We start from the raw sequence: 20,658 nt of genomic DNA on the forward strand, positions 1-20,658 counted from the left end.
ATGACCCAAGATGCTACTGTCATTGCGCAAATGCGTCAACTGATTCAACTGCTTGCCAAGCATAACCATGCTTATTATGTGATGGATCAACCGAGCATTGAAGACAGTGAATATGATCAGCTCTTTCATCAGCTCAAAGCCTTAGAACAACAATATCCTGACCTGATCCAGTCCGATAGCCCAACCGATAAAGTGGGTGGACAGGCGCTTTCAAAATTTGTGACCGTAACACACGCCGTGCCGATGCTGTCATTAGGCAATGTCTTTAATCAGGAAGATCTGCTGGCTTTTGCCCGCCGTATTGAAGAACGTTTGCCAAATCAAAAAATTGAATATGATGTGGAACTGAAATTTGATGGTCTGGCCATTTCACTCTGGTATGAGCATGGCGTATTGACGCGTGGGGTGACACGCGGCGATGGGGAAACCGGTGAAGACATCACCCAGAATGTCAGAACCATTCGCAACCTGCCGAAACTTTTATCTCCGGTGAATGGCATCATTCCCGATTTGTTGGAAGTCCGCGGCGAAGTGTTGATGCCGAAATCCGGTTTTGAAAAATTGAATGCTGCCAATGCCGCCAAAGGTGAAAAGACCTTTGCTAATCCGCGTAATGCTGCGGCAGGAAGTTTGCGTCAGCTGGACCCGAATATTGCTGCCTCGCGGCCATTGGCTTTTTATGCTTATGGGATTGCTCAGTGCGTGCCGCATCATGGACAAACCACTATGTCCGCCAGTCTGGAATGGTTACATCAGTTCGGTTTTGCGGTTGGCGAGCGTCACTTTATCTGTGACAGTATTCAGGACGTGCAAAAGGTCTACGAACAGATCATTGATGAGCGTGCCAGTCTCAGTGTCGAAATCGATGGTATGGTGATCAAGGTCAATGACCTGAAACAGCAACAACAGCTTGGTTTCCTGAGCCGTGAACCGCGTTGGGCCACCGCCTATAAATTTCCGGCAGTTGCAGCACTGACCACAGTAGAAAATATTAACTGGCAAGTGGGTCGTACTGGAACATTGACGCCGGTTGCGCGTTTAAATCCAGTTGCTGTCGGTGGAGTAACAGTTTCCAATGTGACGCTGCATAATATTGGCGAAATTCACCGTCTGGATGTACGTATTGGTGATACCGTCAGTGTTTATCGTAGTGGCGATGTAATTCCTAAGGTGGAAAAAGTCTGGCCGGAATTTCGCCCGGTTGATGCAGTTGAAGTGCATTTACCTGAACAATGTCCAGTCTGTGATTCACCCGTGGTCATGCCGGAAGGCGAAGCCTTGGCACGCTGTTCGGGCGGACTATATTGTGCCGCGCAGCGTATTGAAGCCATTCGTCACTTTGTCTCACGTAAAGCCATGGATATTGAAGGCTTGGGTGACCGTTGGGCAGAATCGTTGCTGCATCTGAATCTTCTCAAAGATGTATCAGATATTTACCATCTGCATGAACATCGTGAGACTTTGCTAGGTATTGAAAAGATGGGGGCCAAATCGGTTCAGAATCTTTTAGATGCTATCGAAAACAGCAAGAAAACTACACTGGCTGCTTTTATCTATGCTCTCGGTATTCGTGGGGTGGGTGAAACCACGGCGCGGATGCTGGCCAATACTTTCCAGACGCTGGAGGCATTACGCAATGCTGATATTGAAGCATTAAAGAAAACACCAGATGTCGGTGATATTACTGCGGAATGGATTCTGGATTTCTTCCAGGCGCCACATAATCTGGAAGTTTTGGATCGTTTACTGGCTGCCGGTATTCACTGGGATGCACCGATTGCACCGACCCGTCAGCCATTGAACGGCGAAAGCTGGGTGGTTACCGGAACTTTAAGCAGTATGGGACGGGATGATGCCACCCAGTTATTGCAAGCCTTAGGTGCGCGAGTCAGTGGCAGTGTGTCTAGTAAAACCAAATGTGTGGTTGCAGGTGAAAAAGCTGGCTCAAAACTGGATAAAGCAGAAAAACTGGGTATTCCAGTGATCAATGAACAACAGTTTATTGGCTTGATGCAGGATTATGGTCAGCTTGAGGCCTAAATCTCTGGATATTTCATGAAAGAATAAGAGTTAAAAAAGCCACCTTCGGGTGGCTTTTTCGCATAGAAAGATTAAGGAATATATTTTTTCACGACACCATCATCGAGCAGCTGCTGGAAATGTTCCACCAGACTTTCTTTCACCGGACGATACTCAATACCGAGCTCATCTTTACTTTTCTGGGCATTAAAGAAAATTGGATAACCCATATTCAGTTCTACAAATTTGCGGCTAAAACCTGCTACAGGCCCGAACATTTTGAAGGCTGCCTTCGGCAATTGATTGCGCGGGAACGGAAACTTATTGCCAAAATGTGCCCGCAGAATTTGGCCCATTTCCAGCAGGCTCAAGCTTTCACTACAAATGATATAACGACCGTGCGCTTGCGGATTAAACGCAGCACGGATATGCGCTTCAGCAACATCCTGAACATCGACCACGCCATTCCACATCGGTGGAACGCCAAGTAAAGTCATACCATTGGCAAACTGTTGCAGGACTTCCACACTACCGGATTGGGTATTTGGGGTTAAGGATTGACCAAAAACCAGTGCCGGATTGATACAGACCAGATCCCAGCGATCCTGTGCTTCAGCCATTTCCCAGGCTTTGCGCTCTGCCATGACTTTGGAATAAGGATAAGGCTGATGTGTGGCCGAACTGGTGGTATTCCAGTGGGATTCATCAAAACTGTTATTCTCAGTTTGTAGAATATCAATGGCATCGCCATAAGTGGATGCGATACTCGATGTCACGATCACGCGTTTCACTGATTCAGTCTGATTGACACTATTCAGTACATTTTCAGTGCCTAACACCGCAGGTTCGATAATATCTTTGACTGCATCTTTATAGTTGGTGACCACAAAAGGTGAGGCCATATGAAAGACAATTTCACAACCTTGCATCGCCTGATCAAAAGAACCTGGGCTTAATAAATTGGCCTGAAATAACTTGAGAGTTCCCGGTGTGCTGTCGGCAATTTTTTCTAAATGGGCAAAGCTTTTACTTTTATTTAGGTCACGTACCGTGGCATGTACAGTATAGCCTTGCGTGAGTAATTTCTGGATGACCCAGCTGGCAATATAACCCGATGCACCGGTAACCAGAACAGGCGCTGTTGTTTGTGGATGTGTCATATCGGCACCGTTGTTGTTTTAAATTTGTGTGAATGATAAGCGAAATTTAAGCATGAAGTACGCCAATGCAGTGATGTTTATACAAAAAGAATGAATCTGTCTGGTCAAAATTAAGATTTACAAATTTTAACGCATGTGTTTATTCGCCAGTTTTAGGTTATTGCCAAGCGTAATGAAAGTGCAAAGTGTTGTTTTATAAATGGGATTTCATTAAGAACAAAGTGTAAATGCAAGTACTTCTCATTTTAATTATATAAAAATCAAATATTTAACCATGGTTAAGCTTTGCAAATTCAATTGCTTTTCGCCATAATAGCAAAATACAGGTAGGGAGTTATTCAAATGCGCGGAAATCCAGAAGTCGTAGATTATTTAAATATGTTGATCGGTGGCGAACTGGCTGCTCGTGACCAATACTTGATTCACTCTCGTATGTATGAAGATTGGGGATTGACCAAAATCTTTGAACGTATCGATCACGAAATGCAAGAAGAGTCCCAGCATGCGGATGCGATTATCCGTCGTGTTCTGTTCCTTGAAGGAACGCCAAACATGCAGCGCGATGACGTTGAGATTGGCGAGGATGTGGTGAGCTGCCTGAAAGCCGATCTAAAACTTGAATATCATGTGCGGGAAAAACTGGCGCAGGGCATCAAACTGTGCGAAGAGAAAGGTGACTATATCAGCCGTGATATGTTACGCCAGCAAATGTCGGATACCGAAGAAGACCATACTTACTGGTTAGAAAAACAATTGCGCTTAATCGAACTGATTGGTCTGCAAAATTATATTCAGTCACAGATGTAAAACCGGATGAATAAAAAACCCAGCACATGCTGGGTTTTTTATATCTTGAAAATACTTAGTTGTTGTTACTCATAATGCCAATTTTTTTGACCTCCAGCCTTTGAGCTGCCGCCATGACCATAGCGATATGTTTATATTCAGTGGCACGATCCGCCTTGATTTTAATCTGATCCTGATCCGCTTTTTGCGCTACTGTCTTGAATAAGTTTTCCAGAGCTTGGGTATTTGCTACCGGCTGTTCATTCCAGAAAATCTTACCTTGTGCATCCAGACGTAATTCCACCAGCTCAGGCGGTTTTTCATCGGTTACAGGAGGCGTTCCATTCGGTAGATCGATATTAATCGAGTTATTCGGCAAAGGAATTGTGATAATAAACATAATCAGCAAGACCAGCATGACATCAATCAGTGGCGTCATGTTGACATCTAACATCACATCATCATCTTGATTTGAACCAACATTCATACCCATAAACTTAATCCCTCTTTGTGCTTAAGGTGTAGCGGGCGGAGTGGTGACAAAAGCAATTTTGCCGATACCGGCCTGTTGGGTGGTACTAATCACCTGATCAATTGCTTCATAAGGCGTTATCTGATCACCACGGATATGCACTTCAGGCTGAGGTCGCTTTTGAGCTTCTGCCTGTAATCGGCTCAGTAAAACCGTCTTATCCGGGATATAAGACTCATTCCAGAAAATATCGCCGGTTTTATTGACGGCCAGCTGAACATTTTCTGGCTTGGTTTCATACGGGACATTACGTTCTTCTGGCAGATCGACTGGTACGGTATGAATGGCAACCGGTACAGTAATCAGGAAGATAATGAGCAGAACCAGCATAATATCAACCAAAGGTGTGGTATTAATGGTTCCAATTACCTCATCATCGCTGTCGTTTGAATTGACCATCATTCCCATGGCTGATACCTCACTCTTACTTCACGTCACGATTAACAGGATTGTTGGTCGTAATTTCGCCGCTGAGTAATACTGCGTGTAAATCAGAACCAAAGGTACGTACTTCTTCCATGACCGCTTTATTACGGCGAGTCAACCAGTTGTAGCCGAGTACCGCAGGAACTGCGACTGCCAGACCGATCGCTGTCATGATCAGTGCTTCACCCACTGGACCTGCTACTTTATCAATCGAAGCCTGACCAGAAACACCAATCGCGGTAAGTGCGTGATAGATACCCCAAACCGTACCAAACAGGCCAACAAAGGGCGCAGTAGAACCTACTGTCGCAAGGAAGGCCAGGCCACCACTCAGATGGTTCTGGATTTTGTCGATCGCACGGGAAATTGAGATAGTGACCCAGGTATTGAAATCAATACGCTCAAGTAGTGTACCGCCATGATTTTTAGTTGATTTAATCCCTTTTTCCGCAATAAAACGGTAGACGCTGGCTTCGTCCAGATTCTCGGTTGCATTATCTAGAGAAGATGATTCCCAGAATTGGTGTTCAGCTTCCTTGGCTTGCTTACGGATCTTACTTTGCTGTAAACATTTGCTGATCATGATGTACCAGGTACCGATCGACATAATGACCAGAATGAACAGGGTGACTTTAGATACCATGTCACCTTCTTTCCACATGGCTTCCAGACCATAAGGATTGTGAGCAGGTTCTTCAGCCGCAGCAGGTGCTGGAGGCGTCGGTTCAGCCGCTGTCGCTGGTGTTGCCGCTGTATCCGTTACGGTACTGGTTGGCGTAGCAGACGGTTCGGCAAAAACTGCTTGCAGGGGCAATAAAGTGCTCATGGCAATTACACCGGCAGCAGTCATGTTTTTTAAAGGTTTTAGTGATTTTTTCATCATAGATCTCCTGATTTTTTTCTTTATCTGTTGTATCTGTTAGTCAAGGACAAATTCATAGGGAATGTCATACCAAGATTCTTGCGGCTCGCCATTTTTCATTGCTGGCTTGAAAGTACATAAACTGAAGGCCTTGGATGCTGCACGATCCAGCGCACGACTACCGCTCGACTTTTTCACTTTGGCATCCTGGACCTTGCCGGTGGTATTTACATATACAGAGATCAAGACTTCACCTTGTTCTTCATTCATTAGTGCATCACGTGGATAGTCTGGGCGTTTACAACCTGCTTCACCTTGTGAAACACCACGAGTGACACCAGCGGGTGGAGGGGCTGGTGCTGGAGCGGCTGCGACTACTGGAGCCGGTGCTGCTATCGGACTTGGTGAAGGATTCGCTGCAACGGGAGTAGGCACTGCAACAGTTGTCGGTTGGGTTGGCGTTGGAAGTGTTTTCTGTACAGGAACGACTTTTTCAACCGGTTTCACCTCAGGCACTTGTGCCACTTTTTCCACGATTTTTGGTGGTTCAGGTGGTGTTTCTTTTGGTGGCTCAGGTTCAGGCGGCTTAATATCTTGAATAATCATTAGCTCAACCGGCTGTTCCGTCGGTTTAATAATGTCTTTTGCCATACCAGCCATGAGTACCAGGCCAACCAGGATATGCAAAAAAACAACGACCCCAATACCAGTCAGTTTTTTGGCGGAGTTTTTTTCTAAGTCTTCAAACTTTGTGCCCATCATGACTCCTAGAATTTAAGACAAACAGGAAATAGTGCACTGATGAGAATTTTTTTTGATTACAGGCAGCATTATTTTTTGTTTGGCTAAAATTAAACGGGGAAAACCGCAAACACCGCTTGGCAGCAGTGTTTGCGAAGTAATTAATTAAAAGAATTTATAGGTACCACGTAAGAAGTAAGCGCGGCCTGTTGGATCGCTATAACGTGGGTCATAACCGTATTGGAAGTTATCCATTACGTCAGAGGCAGGTGGTTCTGCATCGAACATATTTTTAATACCGGCAGTTAGCTCCAGATTTTTAAATCCTTTGTAAGTGCCAGAAATGTTGTATACGGTGTAGTCAGCAACATCGCGTTCTTCTGAATAGTCTTCATAACCACGAACGAACTGTTGTTCAAACACCATTCTCCAGTTTTCATAAGACCAGTTCACGTTTGCAGTATGTTTCCAGCGAACCACTGCTGGGTCATCATAAACACCGACATAACCTTCCCACTCGCCGCCTGGTTCACTTTGGTAATCCATTTTGATCACATAAGTACCGTCAATACCAAAACCGAAGCGGCCAGTTGCCGTCATTGGAGAAAGATAGTTCAAACTCAAATCAATACCTTGGGTTTTCAAGCCACCGGAGTTAATCAAGTTAGTTGAGATATGATCGATACGACCTTCTGCATTACGAACAAAGTATTGAGCATACTTTTCTGGATCACCAAAAATTGATGCTTCACCAATCGTTCCCACTAAGTTTTCAATTTCGATATTGTAGTAATCGGCAGTGAAAACTAAGTTTTTGATCGGTTCAAAGACAAAACCAGCCATGTAAGATGTTGACTCTTCTGGACCTAGTTCAGAATTGCCGCCTTGTGTACGGATAAACTGGGTATTACATTCAGTTTGGTATCTGGTTTCAGTTGGTGTACCACCCGGGCAAAGAATCGGGTCATTATATCTTGCACCAGTCCAAGTTCTGACCGAAGGAGCATTGACCTCATATAAGCTTGGTGCACGGAAACCAGTACTGTAAGAAGTACGGAACATGAGTTCTTTAGCTGGTTCCCAACGTAAAGCCACTTTAGGATTAAAGGTGTCACCAAAATCGCTATAGTCATCATAACGAGCAGCTAACTGTAATTCCAGGTTGGTCAATAAAGGTACTTGGAGTTCAGTAAATACTGCACTAATGTCACGATCGCCTGAGCTTTTTGGTTTATTTGGATCAATACCACTGCCTGGAACTTGAGCAACAATTTCAGAATTTACAGTTGCTTCCCAGTCTTGTTTGGAGAAACTGCCACCGAGTGCAAAACCGACATCACCTGCAGGCAGTGTGTAGATTGGACGACTCACGGTAAAGTCAATTGTAGTGGATTCTAAAGATGCCTGATTGGTATCGCCTTTGACATCAAAAGTGTTCCATAAGCCGGCATTGGCTGCTGCTTGTGGGCCAAATGGGTTTAAAGTTCCATTATCAAGTGCAGCCTGAACTCTACTGCGGTTTAAATAACCACTTACGAAACTGTCAGTCGCATCACTTTTTGCATAAGTAACACCACCATTCATATCCCAACCGTATGCTTCACCTTCAATCCCTGCAAAGATACGGTTCGATTCGTTAATTGACTTAGAAACACGGTTACCGCCTTGTGAACGTAGATACAGTTGTAATGTGTTAGTCGCCAAGCCATCAACTGCTGGAGTAATACCTTTGCCAGGGTAATATTGACTGGCATAAGGCAAGGTCACACTACGACTATAAACATCAGGCGCAATTGAAGTGGTTACTTCATCACGTGCATAGATATACTCACCAATCGCATTAAAGTTATCTGACAATTTGAAAGTTGCGCGACCTAACGCAGAAAGATTCTCTTGTTCAGGCACAATACCAATAACAGTTTGGGTATTTAAATAACAGAAACCATCTTCAGCAACAGTATCTTTGGTATTTAAACAATTATCCCCATAAGGGTTACCCAAAATACCTGTGATAGGATCGTAGAAGTTTGCAGGGAAAGCATTTGCTGAACTGCCATCAATTCCTAATTCAGGAAGTACCCCACCACGGCGGCTGACTTTACGGTCTTTTGCCCAAATCGTATCTTGTTTTCGGTAATCGATCACACCGTAGACATTAAAACCTTGTTCATCTAGATCGCCATATCCCCCAAAAAGCGAAACGTCAATTTTTTCGCCGCCTTTTTCTTCAGGAATTTGACCACCTAAAGTAATGCCCACGCCTTCATATTGCTTTTTCGTAATAAAGTTGATTACACCACCCACTGCATCTGCACCATAGACTGCAGATGCGCCGTCACGTAAGACTTCAATGCGCTCTACCAATGCGAGAGGGATGTTGTTTAAGTTGGTTGAATCGGTACCAAATGCACTGCTTGCAACACGGCGACCATTAATTAAAACTAAAGTTTTATCCGAACCAAGACCACGTAAATTTGCTGTTGAACCACTGGTATTACTGGCACCGACATTTTGTGCTGTGACATAACTTGCTTGGTTGGCACTGACTTTCATCAATGCTTCTTCTACAGTGGTTACCCCCTGATTCACCAGATCTTCACCTTTAATAATCGTGATTGGTGAGGCGCTTTGTGCAGCTACTCCTTTAATAGATGAACCTGTCACTGTCACTTTTTGAACCTTGGTAGGTTGAGCGGCAGAGTTTTCTGGTTCATCGGCTGCATGTGCCAAAGACAAGCACATCATACTTAAGCTGAGTGCGCTTAACTTGAGTAGTCTTTTGCTGACGGTTGGAGCCCCCATAGATCCGACCAATTTATTTTTTTTCATCGTAAATTTCACCCTTTTGTTATGTGAAGTAGTGCTGGGTTGATCTAAGCAAGGCGGATGCCAACTTATAAAATTTTATATTTTTATATTTTTAAATTATTGAAAAATATTGATTTAATTGAATGAGGTTTGAATTTATCGAGCGATACTGAAGAAAAATTAAGAAGTCTGTGTATCGAATCTGAAGAAAGAAGGAAGTGAGACCCCTGTCAAAGCAATAAATAAATATTTAATGAATAAGAAAGGAATCTAAAACTGAAAGAGAAATTGAATAAAGTTTAATCATGGTGCATAATTTTTACATAAAATATACAATAATTTAATAAGATAATAATTATATATTTCATTTGCTTATGTGTGTATTTTCTTGGGTTGAAACAGTGGGAGGATGCAATAATATGAAACAGGTCTGGTTTATTTTTGTGCAGACTAGGCTTGAAGCTAGATTTTAAGAATAAACATTAAATTAATGATTCATGGAAAATATTATGTTATTGATAATGTTTTAAATGATTAATAAAAATAAGCTTTTTTGAGTTAATAACAGGAAAAAAACGTTATTTTTTGAGGATGGCATGAAATTCGCTTTGTTCAGTTTATTCCATCTGTCCAGCTTTGACCCATCCATTGAAGCAAATATGGGATGATGTGTTAAAGACTTCCTATAGCAATTAAAACTTCAAGATCAAGAATAGGTACAAATTTGAAATCATCATTTTTCAGTATGACAATTTTGGCCTTGGCCATGACTACGGGGCAAACCTCCTGGGCAAAATCATCTGCACATCCGGATAAAGTTTTAAACTTGGCTTTCGAAGCACCTGATGATGGTTTTGATATGGTCAAAACCTATAATTTTTATAGTGGTAGCGTTGCTGAAGCTATTTTTGAGCCTTTATTGCGTTATGACTATCTGGCGCGGCCTGCAATCTTGGCTCCAAATACAGCTGAATCTTTACCCAAGGTTGAGCAGGATGGCAAAGTTTATACCTTTAAAGTCAAGCCAGGAATTTATTTCAGTGATGATCCGGCATTTCAGGGCAAAAAGCGTGAACTGGTGGCGCGTGATTATATCTACTCCATGCAAAGGATCATGGATCCCAAAAATCATTCTCCTTCTTTTTCTTTTATTGAGGGGAAAATCCTTGGGGCAGATCAGGTCATCCAGCAGGCTAAAAAAACTGGCAAGTTCAACTACGATGCAGCTATTCCCGGTTTAAAAGCACTAGATAAATATACCTTACAAATTACCCTGACCCGTTCCGATCTGAATTTTCCATATATTCTGGCCTATGTGGCTTTTAGTGGTACCGCACGGGAGGTGATCGAACATTATGGTCATCGGGCAGGTCAGCATCCGGTTGGAACAGGGGCTTATCAGTTACACAAATATGTGCCGCGTAGCCGTATTGAACTGACCGCTAACCCGAATTATCGTGGTTTTGTCTGGAACTTTAAGGGCGATGGTTCCGAGTGGGATCAACGTATTGTCAAAGCCATGCAAGGCAAGCAGATGCCGCAAATTGGCAAGGTCAAAATCAGTATTATTGAAGAGGAACAGTCTCGCTGGTTGGCTTTAAAGTCTGGACAACTGGACTATGACAAACTCACTGCGAGCGGCGCCGAACAGGCACTGGAAAATAAGCAGCTGAAAAGTGAATACAAGAAAAAAGGCATCCTGCATTATCCGAATAAAGAACCGGAAATTACCTATACCATCATGAATATGCGTGATCCGTTAATTGGTGGGAATTCACTGGAAAAAATTGCCTTACGTCGTGCTCTCGCCTTGTCCTATAACCAGAAAGAAGCTATCCAGCAGTTGTACAAAGGTCATGCCGATAAAGCTGAAATGATTTTGCCAGAGGGCGTGGGTGGACATGACCCGACGTATAAAAGCAGTATTGCTTATAACCCATTACTGGCCAATAAACTGCTTGACCGCTTTGGCTATAAGAAAGGCGCTGATGGTTACCGAACCTTGCCTGATGGCAAACCTTTGACACTAAAAATGAATTCAACCAGCTCAAGCTCTTCGGTGATTTCTGCAGAGTTATGGAAAAAGAATCTGGATGCGATCGGGGTGCGAATTGAGTTCAAGGTTAGTAATTTTGCTGACAATCTAAAAGAAGCCACCCAATGCAAACATATGATGTGGGGGGGAGCCTGGATTGCGGACTATCCGGAAGGGGAAAACTTTGCCCAGTTACTGTATGGGCCAAATGCGCAGCAAGGCAACCTGAGTTGCTATACCTCAAAAGCCTACGACGCATTGTACCAGACCGCGATGAAACTGCCGCCGCAGCAGCGGACGCCATATTATGAGCAGATGAACCGTCAGATGGAGGCCGATAATCCATGGATTCTGCACAATACCCGTATACGCAACTGGTTGATTCATCCGCATGTACAGGGCTTTAAGGCCCATCCGGTGACCAGAGCAGTTTGGCAATATATGGATATTGAACCTGTTAAAAAATAACTTGAGAAGATTAAGAACCAGTATGAATGTGAATAAAAATACTTTAAAAAAACTGGCCAGTGGGGTGTTAGTGGCCGGTTTGATGATGGCAGGGAGTGCATCGACATGGGCCAGCAATCCTGCCAACCCGAATAAGGTTTTAAAAACAGTATTTCTGGCAGCTGAAACCGGTTTTGATCCGGGTTATATCCAGGACCGTTATTCAGCCAAAATTAATGCCGCGATTTTTGAAACCTTATTTACCTATGATTATCTGGCCTCGCCAGCAAAATTAGTGCCATTGACTGCGGTCAGTCTGCCTCAAGTCAGTGCGGATGGCCTGACTTATACCATCAAAATCAAAAAGGGTATTTATTTTGCCAATGATCCGGTCTTTGGCGGTAAAAAACGTGAACTGACTTCGTATGACTATGCTTATAGCTTGAAACGTCTACTGGACCCAAAGCTGCATTCACCGAACAGCTGGTTGCTGGATGGCCGAATTAAAGGGCTGGACGCATGGATGGCCCTAACCAAAAAGAATGGCAAAGCCTATGAAAATCCGTTTGAAGGTATTCAGACCCCAGACCGCTATACCTTGGTATTAAAGCTGAATAATCCGGATCAGAACTTTCCGATGTTGCTGGCACATGGGCCTGCCGCTGCAGTGGCTCGTGAAGTGATTGAAAAATATAAAGATAAGGCGGGTTGGGTCATGAATAGGCCAGTGGGAACTGGCCCTTACGTGCTCAGCCGTTGGACACCAGGCTCACGGATTATCTTAAAACCAAATCCAGCTTATCGTGGTTTTGTCTGGGACTTTAAAGCCAGTGGTGCAGAAGATCAGGCCATTGTAAAAGCCATGCAGGGCAAAAAAATGCCTCAAATCGGCACTATTGATGTGCGTGTTATTGAAGAAGCGCAATCACGGATGCTGGCATTTAAGAAAAATGAACTGGACTTGCTCGAAATTGAGGGTGATATCGTCGTTCAGGCCCTCGATGGCGATAAATTAAAGCCTGAGCTGGCTCAGCAGGGGGTGAAGCTGTCACGTATTTTAGAGCCCTCCATTAGTTACCATTACTGGAATATGCAAAACCCGGTCGTGGGTGGTTTCGCGCCAGAAAAAATTGCCTTACGTCGTGCCATGGCGATGGCATTTTCTGTGGAAAACATGATCAATGTATTACTTAAGGGAGATGGAGCAAAACTGCACATGCCTATTCCCCCAGGAGTAGCAGGCTATTCACCGTCCTATAAAAGCAGTATTCCCTATTCAGTCAAAGCAGCCAATATGTTGCTCGACCGCTATAACTACAAGATCGGTGCAGATGGCTGGCGCAAGACGCCTGAAGGGAAACCTCTGGTGATTGAACTGATTACTGGGAATACCAGTCGGGGCCAGCAACAGGGTGAGTTCTGGAAAAAGACCCTGGACAGTATCCATATTCAGCTGACCAGTAAGGCCATGCCATTCGCTGAAGGCATCAAGCTGGAAAAGCAATGTAAAACCATGTTCAAGAGTTCTGCATGGATTGCCGATTATCCAGATGCTGACAACTTTATGCAGTTGTTCTATGGCAAGAATGTCAATGTCACCAACAATGCCTGTTTCAAGCATCCTGAGTTTGACCGTCTTTACGAGCAAACCCAGAGCATGCCGCCAGGTCCGGAGCGTGATCTGCTCTATCGCAAAATGACCCGGATTCTGGAAGTCAACATGCCGACCCTGATGCTCTATAGCACCTACCGTAATGTCTTGACCCAACCCCAAATTATTGGACATAAGTCCCATCCGATTCTGTCTTCAGAATGGATGTATATCGATATTAATACGAAAAAGTAAGAAAAAATCTGGAGATGAATATGAAATCAAAATCTTTAAAATTAAGTACCTTATGTTTAATGATGATGGGGGGATATCAAGGTTTAGCGGCAGATACCCAAGTACAGCTGCTGCCATTGTTCAAGGCTGCAGAAATTCCGTCTTTATGTGATGCCAGTCTGGCTTCCATGCAAAAAGATATCCAGATATTTGAAAATAAGAAAATTAAAAATAAAGCCAAGGCCGGGCCTTATCTGGCTGAATGGGATGAATTGCATGCCAAAGCCCGTGATTTCGGTGCTGCAGTAGGATTGTACAGTAATGTCGATCCGGATCCTGCATTGCGTCAGGCAGCCGATGACTGTGAACTTAAAATCAGCAAATACCAGACCACTCTGTATCAGAATCCGAAACTGTATGCCCAGTTCAAGAAACTGAAAGCCAGTGATCCGATTGATCAGAAATTTTTAGAAGATATTCTGGAGCAGTTTGAGAACACCGGGGTACAACTCAGTGCAGAAAAACAGAAACGACTGAAAGAAATTATTGAAGAAAGTACCAAACTGGGGCAGGACTTTTCCAAAAATGTGCGGGATAACCCTGAAAAAGTTGAATTTACTCCAGCTGAAATGAAAGGCCTGCCAGAAAGTTACATCGCAAATTTAAAGAAAAATGAAAAGGGCAATTATCTGCTCGGCTTTGATTATCCGGAATACCAGCCTTTTATGGAGCTGGCAGAAAGTGATGAAGCACGCAAACGTTACCAGACCGCTTACACGCGTCGCGGGACCGAACAAAATCTGCAATTCATGAAAAAAGCCATTGATCTGCGTTATGAAATGGCACAACTTTTTGACAAGGAAAGCTATGCCCATTCTGCGCTTGAATTCCGCATGGCCAAAACTCCGGAAGCAGTGAACGGTTTTCTGGATGAGGTTTATGCCAAAGTTGCACCTCTAGAAAAGCAGGATGTAGAACAATTACGCCAGTTCAAGGCTGAAACTTTAAAAGTTCCAGTAGAGAAAGCAGAAATTACACGCTGGAATCAGGGTTACTGGAGTGAAAAACTGCGTCAGGCCAAATACAAGGTAGACCAGGAAAAATTGCGGGATTATTTCCCGACAGAAGCATCGCAAAAATGGTTATTCGCTATTTCTTCGGAACTCTATGGCATTGAGTTCAAGCCGGTGAAAGTCAAGGCCTGGCATGATGAAGTGGAATATTATGCGGTACATGACAAGGCTACGGGCGAATTCCTGGGTGGATTATATGTCGATAAATACCCGCGTGAAGGCAAATATGGGCATGCAGCTGTCTGGGGAGCTTATGGTGGCAGTACCCTGAATCAGCGTCGTCCGGTATCGGTACTGGTGACCAATTTTAACCGTAAGGGCTTGAACAGCAACGAACTGGAAACCTTTGTGCATGAAATGGGGCATGCCTTGCACGGGATTCTATCGAAAACCCGTTATACGGAACAGTCTGGTACCTCGGTAGAGCGTGACTTTGTAGAAGCGCCGTCACAGATGTATGAAGAGTGGGCACGCCGTCTGGAAACCTTGTCAAAAGTAGCAGATTACTGTGAGCCGGCATGTCCTCGGGTGGATGCTGCCATGACCGAGCGCTTAAAGAATGTGAAGAATTACGGCCGAGGCCTGCATTATGCCCGTCAGGCTTTATATGCCCAATATGATATGGCCCTGCATGGTAAAGATGCAAAAAACATTGAGCCTTTAAAACTCTGGCAGGATATGGAAGGTAAAACCGCCTTGGGTTATGTCAACGGTCAGCAGTTCCCGGGACAGTTCGGACATCTGATGGGCGGCTATCAGGCAGGTTACTACAGCTATATGTGGTCTGAGGTCATTGCCCTGGATATGCTTTCATCCTTTGGTGATCAGCTGATGGACAAGAAAGTCGGTGCGCATTATCGTAATACGGTCCTGGCGCAAGGCGGACAAAAGCATGGCGAGCAAATGGTGAAAGACTTCTTGGGTCGTGATCCAGACAGCAAAGCTTTCTTTAATGAAATCTCTGGAAAAAATTAAGGAAGGCAAGCGATGCTGGCATATATTATTCGACGGCTTTGGCAAATGATCCCGACCATGCTCGGGGTGATTTTGCTGATTTTCCTGCTGTTTAACTGGGTAGGTGGAGACCCTGCCTATATTCTGGCCGGTAAAATGGCCAATGCGGAACAGATTGAGAACATCCGTCAGCAACTGGGTGTGGATCAACCGTATTACGTACAACTCTGGATCTTTATCAAGCAGATTTTAACCTTTGATTATGGGGTGAGCTGGAGTACCGGGGAGTCAGTGGCACAGATTATCACCACCCGTTTGGGACCCTCACTGACCATTCTGATTCCCCTGACCATTCTGCAAACCATTATTTCTATCATTCTGGCTTTGGGTGTGGCTTCGGTTCGTGGTTCTTTGACAGATCGCATGATCATGATGCTGTGTACGATCGGTATGTCGATCAGTATTCTGGTATATATCATCGTGTTCCAGTATTTCCTGGCTTATGAACTGAGCTGGTTCCCGGTACAGGGCTGGAGTGATAATTTCGCTGATAATCTTTTCAAATATGCCTTGTTACCTGTGCTGATTATGTTGGTGGTCAGTATTGCACCAACACTACGCCTGTATCGTAGTTTTGTACTGGATGAAGTCAATCAGGACTATGTGCGTACTGCGCGTGCCAAAGGCCTGGGTGAAAACCGTATCATGGGCGTGCATGTCCTGCGCAATGCCTCCATTCCGATTATTACCGATGTCATGGCAGGACTTCCGGCACTGCTGATCGGTGCTTTCCTGATTGAGCGTTTTTTTGGTATTCCGGGAATTGGCCGTGAAGTCATTATTGCAGTAGAACGTTCCGATTTTCCGGTGATTAAAGCGATTACGGTCTATGTCGCTGCTGCGACCATGATATTCAACCTGATTGCCGATCTGATCTATAAATGGGTCGATCCGCGTGTACAGTTGAAGTAGGTGAATTATGCTGAGTGCGATATTTAAAAAAGAACAAGCGGCTGAAGCAGCACCTGAATCGGCTTCAACAGGATTATGGCAACTGGCCATGCGCCGTTTGAAACGTGACCGGATTGCCATGTTTTCTCTGTATGTGGTGCTGTTTTATCTGCTGCTGCTGGTACTGTCAATGAGCGGCCTAATTGCCAAAGACTGGAATAAAGAAGTGGCGGTCAGCTATGCACCGCCGAGTTTTATCAGTGCAGCGCCAGTTCCGGCTGTATCTGATACAGAGCAGGGTGCAGAATCTGTACCTCTACCAGTCAATCCAGTTGATCCTTTAAAAGATGTCATTGCTGAATTGAATGCTGAAATTGCTGCTGAGCAGGGTGCTGGTGCAGGCATCGATTATTATGGAGTGGTCGATCCGCTGGCAGAAGACATGAAGGCCATTAATCAGGAGCTCGGCGGCCAGCTGATGGATGAAAGTGGGGAACTCAAGCAAAGTCTGGTCTTCGGCGCCGATAAATGGGGACAGGATGTTTTACAGAAAACCATCAAGGGGGCTGAAACCTCGATTCTGGTTGGACTGATTGCAGCCTTTGTCGCTGTACTGATTGGAACTGCACTGGGTGCAATAGCAGGTTACTTTGGTGGCTGGGTCGATGATCTTCTCAACTGGTTTTATAATATCTTTACTTCGATTCCCTATCTGTTGCTGGTTTTGGCGATTGCCGCAGTGTTACAACAAAAAGGTATTTTATCAATCATCCTGATTTTAGGTCTGACTGGCTGGACCGGGGTCTTCCGTTTGGTTCGTGCCGAATACATGAAACATACGGCACGTGAATATGTGCTGGCTGCCAAGGCGATTGGCGTGAGCAATATGCGTCGTATGTTTGTCCATATTTTTCCCAATGTCAGCCATATTGCCCTAGTACAGATGTCTATTTTGGTGGTGGCATTTATCAAGTCTGAAGTCATTTTGAGCTTTCTTGGTTTCGGTGTGCCTATCGGGGTAGTGTCATGGGGCAGTATGCTAAATGAAGCGCAAAGCGAGCTGATTTTGGGTAAATGGTGGCAACTGGCGGCAGCCTCAATCGCCATGGCGGTATTGGTGACTGCTTTCTCGATGTTTACCGATGCACTCCGTGATGCATTAGATCCAAAACTGAAATAGGAGCGCAACGATGTCTGAAATCAATCCAAGCACAGCACCTGCGTTACTTCGCGTAGAAAATCTGCGAGTCAGTTTTAAAGGTGAAAATAAAGAATATATTGAGACCGTAAAAGGGGTTTCTTTCGAGATTCCGGCTAATACCACGGTTGCACTGGTAGGTGAATCGGGGAGTGGCAAGTCGGTTACTTCCCTCGCCACTATGGGCCTGCTTCCGGCAGAAAGCGCACGTATTTCAGAAGATAGCCAGATCATCTTTGAAGGGAAAAACCTGCTCAAGCTTAAAACCCGTGAAATGCGCCAGATGTGCGGCAAAGACATTGCCATGATTTTTCAGGAGCCGATGTCTTCGCTAAATCCGGTATTTACGGTAGGCATGCAGATTGCAGAAATCCTGCAACTACATTTGGGCATGAATAAAAAACAGGCACGTCAACGTACTCTGGAACTGCTCAAAGAAGTGGGTATCCCTACGCCAGAAACTAAAATCGATGCCTATCCGGGGCAGCTTTCCGGTGGACAGCAACAACGGGTCATGATTGCCATGGCCATTGCCTGTGAACCTAAACTGTTGATTGCAGATGAACCGACCACAGCTCTGGATGTGACTATTCAAAAGCAGATTCTGGACTTGCTGGAATCGCTGCGGCAACGTCGCCAGATGTCGATGCTGTTTATTACCCATGATCTGGCATTGGTTGGTGAAATTGCTGATCAGGTGATTGTAATGCGTCATGGGGAAATCCGTGAACAGGGTCCGGTTCGGGAGGTGCTGGACCGGCCTCAAGACATGTATACCAAAGCCTTGTTACACTGCCGTCCACAATTGTCGCAACGTCCGTTACGTTTGCCGATGATCAGCGATTTTATGAAACAGGATGGCTCAACCTGGCTAGAAGATATCCGTCTGAATACTCAGCTTCCGCAACGTTCACGTGGGCTAAAGGGTGGAGAGGAAATTATTCTGGATGTACGGGATCTGAAGAAATCTTTTTATAGTCGTAAAGGACTGTTTGGCAAAGATGAATTTCAGGCAGTAAAAGGAGTTTCTTTCCAGCTGGCCAAAGGAAAAACCTTGGGGCTGGTCGGGGAGTCCGGTTCGGGTAAAACCACCATCGGTTTATTACTGATGCGTCTGCAACAGGCTACAGGTGGTAAGGCACTGTTTCAGGGGCGGGATATTTTGGACATGTCGGAAAAGGAATTTACCCAGTATCAACGTAAAATCCAGATCATTTTTCAGAATCCCTATGCTTCGCTGAATCCACGTTTTACTGTTGGACAAATCCTGATGGAACCGATGCAGATTCATAAAATTGGTCAGGATGATGCAGAGCGCAAACAAATGGCCTTGGATCTGTTGGAGCGGGTCAGCTTGCCTGCACAGGCTTTTTATCGTTACCCGCATGAGTTTTCAGGTGGTCAGCGTCAGCGAATTGCGATTGCACGTTGCCTGACCTTAAAACCCGAGATTTTGATCTGCGATGAATCGGTCTCGGCACTGGATGTCTCAGTACAGGCGCAGGTGCTGAATTTACTGCAAGATTTGCAGGATGAATTCGGACTCAGCTATATCTTTATTTCACATGATTTGTCGGTAGTGAAATATATTTCAGATCAGATCATGGTGCTGAATCATGGTGAATTGGTGGAAATCGCCAATTCAGATGAATTGTATCAATCTCCACAGCATGAATATACCAAGCGTTTAATCGGTGCTATCCCGCAAGGGATTCCACAAAGTGCCTGATGCATAAGGCATAAAAAAGTCAGGCAATGTGCCTGACTTTTTTATTTATCTTAATTAAAACTTTTTAAAGCCTTTGTTGACGCCATATGGACGGCGCGGCGCATTTTCATCACGCTCTTCACGGCGGCCGAAACCTTGATCAGGACGGTTTTCACGACGTACAAACTGAGTGCCATTCTGGTTTTCAGCTCTGTCACGACGACCATAAGCATTGTCATCACGACGCTCACGGCCAGTATTATTTTGTGGTTGCTCATCACTGTCACGACGTTGCTGACGCAAGAAACCGCCACGGCGCGCAGCCATCGGTTTGTCTTGCATACGCTCGTTACGGCGTTTCGCCATACCAAACAAGCCTGTACCTTGACGTGGCTTCAATTCCACAGCTTTGGTCAGGTTGTCGATATCGTTTTTATCCAGTTCAATCCAGCGACCGGTACGCAGTTCGCGTGGCAAAATCACAGTACCATAACGGGTACGCAGTAGACGGCTGACTTTCAGGCCTTGTGATTCAAAGATACGACGTACTTCACGGTTACGACCTTCTTTCACCACGACCTGGAACCAACGGTTGATCCCGTCACCGCCCAGTTCAGAGAAAGATTCGAATTTTGCCGGACCATCGTCTAGCACCACGCCTTTAAGCATGTTGTTACGAATTTGTGGCGTTACTTCACCCATGACACGAACTGCATATTCACGTTCGATTTCATTCGATGGGTGCATCAAGCGATTCGCAAGTTCACCATCATTTGTGAACAAGAGTAGACCGGTGGAGTTAATATCCAGACGACCGACCATCACCCAGCGATCGCCCGGAATAGCAGGCAGCTGTTCAAACACGGTCGGACGGTTTTCAGGATCGCTACGTGAGCAGATCTCGCCTTCAGGCTTGTAATAGATAATGACACGACGACGGATTTCGTCTTCAATCTGGAAGGCAACTTTACGACCATCGATGCGAAGCTCATCACCTGGTTCGATTCGTTCACCCACTTGGGCAATTTGCCCGTTGACACTTACACGACCCGCGGCAATGACTTCTTCCATATAACGGCGAGAACCCAAACCAACGCGTGCAAGCACCTTTTGTAACTTTTCACTCATGACAG

The 20,658-nt window shown here is 44.9% G+C and carries 15 protein-coding genes; 8 read left to right on the forward strand and 7 right to left on the reverse strand.

All coding sequences use genetic code 11. The features are described 5' to 3' along the window. Window positions 1–2,040, forward strand: a complete 2,040-nt coding sequence (ligA, locus tag I6L24_RS07100) for an NAD-dependent DNA ligase LigA (RefSeq protein ID WP_035340924.1) — start codon at window positions 1–3, stop codon at window positions 2,038–2,040. Window positions 2,041–2,111: 71 nt separating this feature from the next. Here the strand turns inward: ligA and I6L24_RS07105 are convergent, their stop codons facing one another. Then, a complete protein-coding gene (locus tag I6L24_RS07105; RefSeq protein WP_004730653.1) occupies window positions 2,112–3,179 on the reverse strand; it encodes an SDR family oxidoreductase in 1,068 nt (355 codons plus the stop codon). 342 nt (window positions 3,180–3,521) lie between these two features. Between I6L24_RS07105 and ftn the strand changes: the two genes are divergently transcribed. Further along, entirely contained in the window at window positions 3,522–3,986 is a 465-nt protein-coding gene (gene ftn / locus I6L24_RS07110) for a heteropolymeric bacterioferritin subunit Ftn (RefSeq protein ID WP_004279207.1), read from the forward strand. 55 nt (window positions 3,987–4,041) lie between these two features. Here ftn and I6L24_RS07115 read toward each other — a convergent pair whose 3' ends face one another. The 5 genes from I6L24_RS07115 to I6L24_RS07135 form a co-directional block, all read right to left on the reverse strand. Continuing rightward, window positions 4,042–4,458 carry an ExbD/TolR family protein gene (locus I6L24_RS07115; protein ID WP_004279208.1) on the reverse strand — a complete coding sequence of 139 codons (417 nt, stop codon included), beginning with the start codon at window positions 4,456–4,458 and terminating at the stop codon, window positions 4,042–4,044. Between the two features lie 21 nt (window positions 4,459–4,479). Then, on the reverse strand, window positions 4,480–4,905 hold the full coding sequence (locus tag I6L24_RS07120) for an ExbD/TolR family protein (protein ID WP_004730650.1): 426 nt from the start codon (window positions 4,903–4,905) through the stop codon (window positions 4,480–4,482). Window positions 4,906–4,921: 16 nt separating this feature from the next. Continuing rightward, the gene (locus tag I6L24_RS07125) at window positions 4,922–5,806 is read right to left on the reverse strand and encodes a MotA/TolQ/ExbB proton channel family protein (protein WP_171260784.1); all 885 of its coding nucleotides are present in this window, start codon (window positions 5,804–5,806) and stop codon (window positions 4,922–4,924) included. A 36-nt stretch (window positions 5,807–5,842) separates the two neighbouring features. After that, complete coding sequence (locus I6L24_RS07130; protein ID WP_005107731.1) at window positions 5,843–6,544, reverse strand: energy transducer TonB; 702 nt, start codon at window positions 6,542–6,544, stop codon at window positions 5,843–5,845. Between the two features lie 147 nt (window positions 6,545–6,691). Continuing rightward, entirely contained in the window at window positions 6,692–9,355 is a 2,664-nt protein-coding gene (locus tag I6L24_RS07135; RefSeq protein WP_071851445.1) for a TonB-dependent receptor, read from the reverse strand. 724 nt (window positions 9,356–10,079) lie between these two features. Between I6L24_RS07135 and I6L24_RS07140 the strand changes: the two genes are divergently transcribed. Genes I6L24_RS07140 through I6L24_RS07165 form a run of 6 tightly spaced genes read left to right on the forward strand, consistent with a single transcriptional unit; the run spans window position 10,080 to window position 19,546 of the window. After that, window positions 10,080–11,837: an ABC transporter substrate-binding protein gene (locus I6L24_RS07140; protein ID WP_005107728.1), complete on the forward strand. Its 1,758-nt coding sequence runs from the start codon at window positions 10,080–10,082 to the stop codon at window positions 11,835–11,837. A gap of 22 nt (window positions 11,838–11,859) precedes the next feature. Beyond that, window positions 11,860–13,662 (forward strand): ABC transporter substrate-binding protein, encoded by a 1,803-nt coding sequence (locus I6L24_RS07145; protein WP_216986578.1) that lies wholly within the window; start codon window positions 11,860–11,862, stop codon window positions 13,660–13,662. Between the two features lie 20 nt (window positions 13,663–13,682). After that, complete coding sequence (locus I6L24_RS07150) at window positions 13,683–15,689, forward strand: M3 family metallopeptidase (RefSeq protein WP_216986579.1); 2,007 nt, start codon at window positions 13,683–13,685, stop codon at window positions 15,687–15,689. Between the two features lie 12 nt (window positions 15,690–15,701). Further along, window positions 15,702–16,640 carry an ABC transporter permease gene (locus I6L24_RS07155; RefSeq protein WP_004279216.1) on the forward strand — a complete coding sequence of 313 codons (939 nt, stop codon included), beginning with the start codon at window positions 15,702–15,704 and terminating at the stop codon, window positions 16,638–16,640. 7 nt (window positions 16,641–16,647) lie between these two features. Next, a complete protein-coding gene (locus tag I6L24_RS07160; RefSeq protein ID WP_004646090.1) occupies window positions 16,648–17,799 on the forward strand; it encodes an ABC transporter permease in 1,152 nt (383 codons plus the stop codon). 10 nt (window positions 17,800–17,809) lie between these two features. Then, window positions 17,810–19,546: an ABC transporter ATP-binding protein gene (locus I6L24_RS07165; RefSeq protein ID WP_138742768.1), complete on the forward strand. Its 1,737-nt coding sequence runs from the start codon at window positions 17,810–17,812 to the stop codon at window positions 19,544–19,546. A gap of 54 nt (window positions 19,547–19,600) precedes the next feature. Here the strand turns inward: I6L24_RS07165 and rluB are convergent, their stop codons facing one another. After that, window positions 19,601–20,653, reverse strand: a complete 1,053-nt coding sequence (rluB, locus tag I6L24_RS07170; RefSeq protein WP_005107723.1) for a 23S rRNA pseudouridine(2605) synthase RluB — start codon at window positions 20,651–20,653, stop codon at window positions 19,601–19,603. Window positions 20,654–20,658 lie beyond the last annotated feature (5 nt).

This window comes from Acinetobacter lwoffii, from assembly GCF_019048525.1.
Classification (GTDB): Bacteria; Pseudomonadota; Gammaproteobacteria; order Pseudomonadales; family Moraxellaceae; genus Acinetobacter; species Acinetobacter lwoffii_K.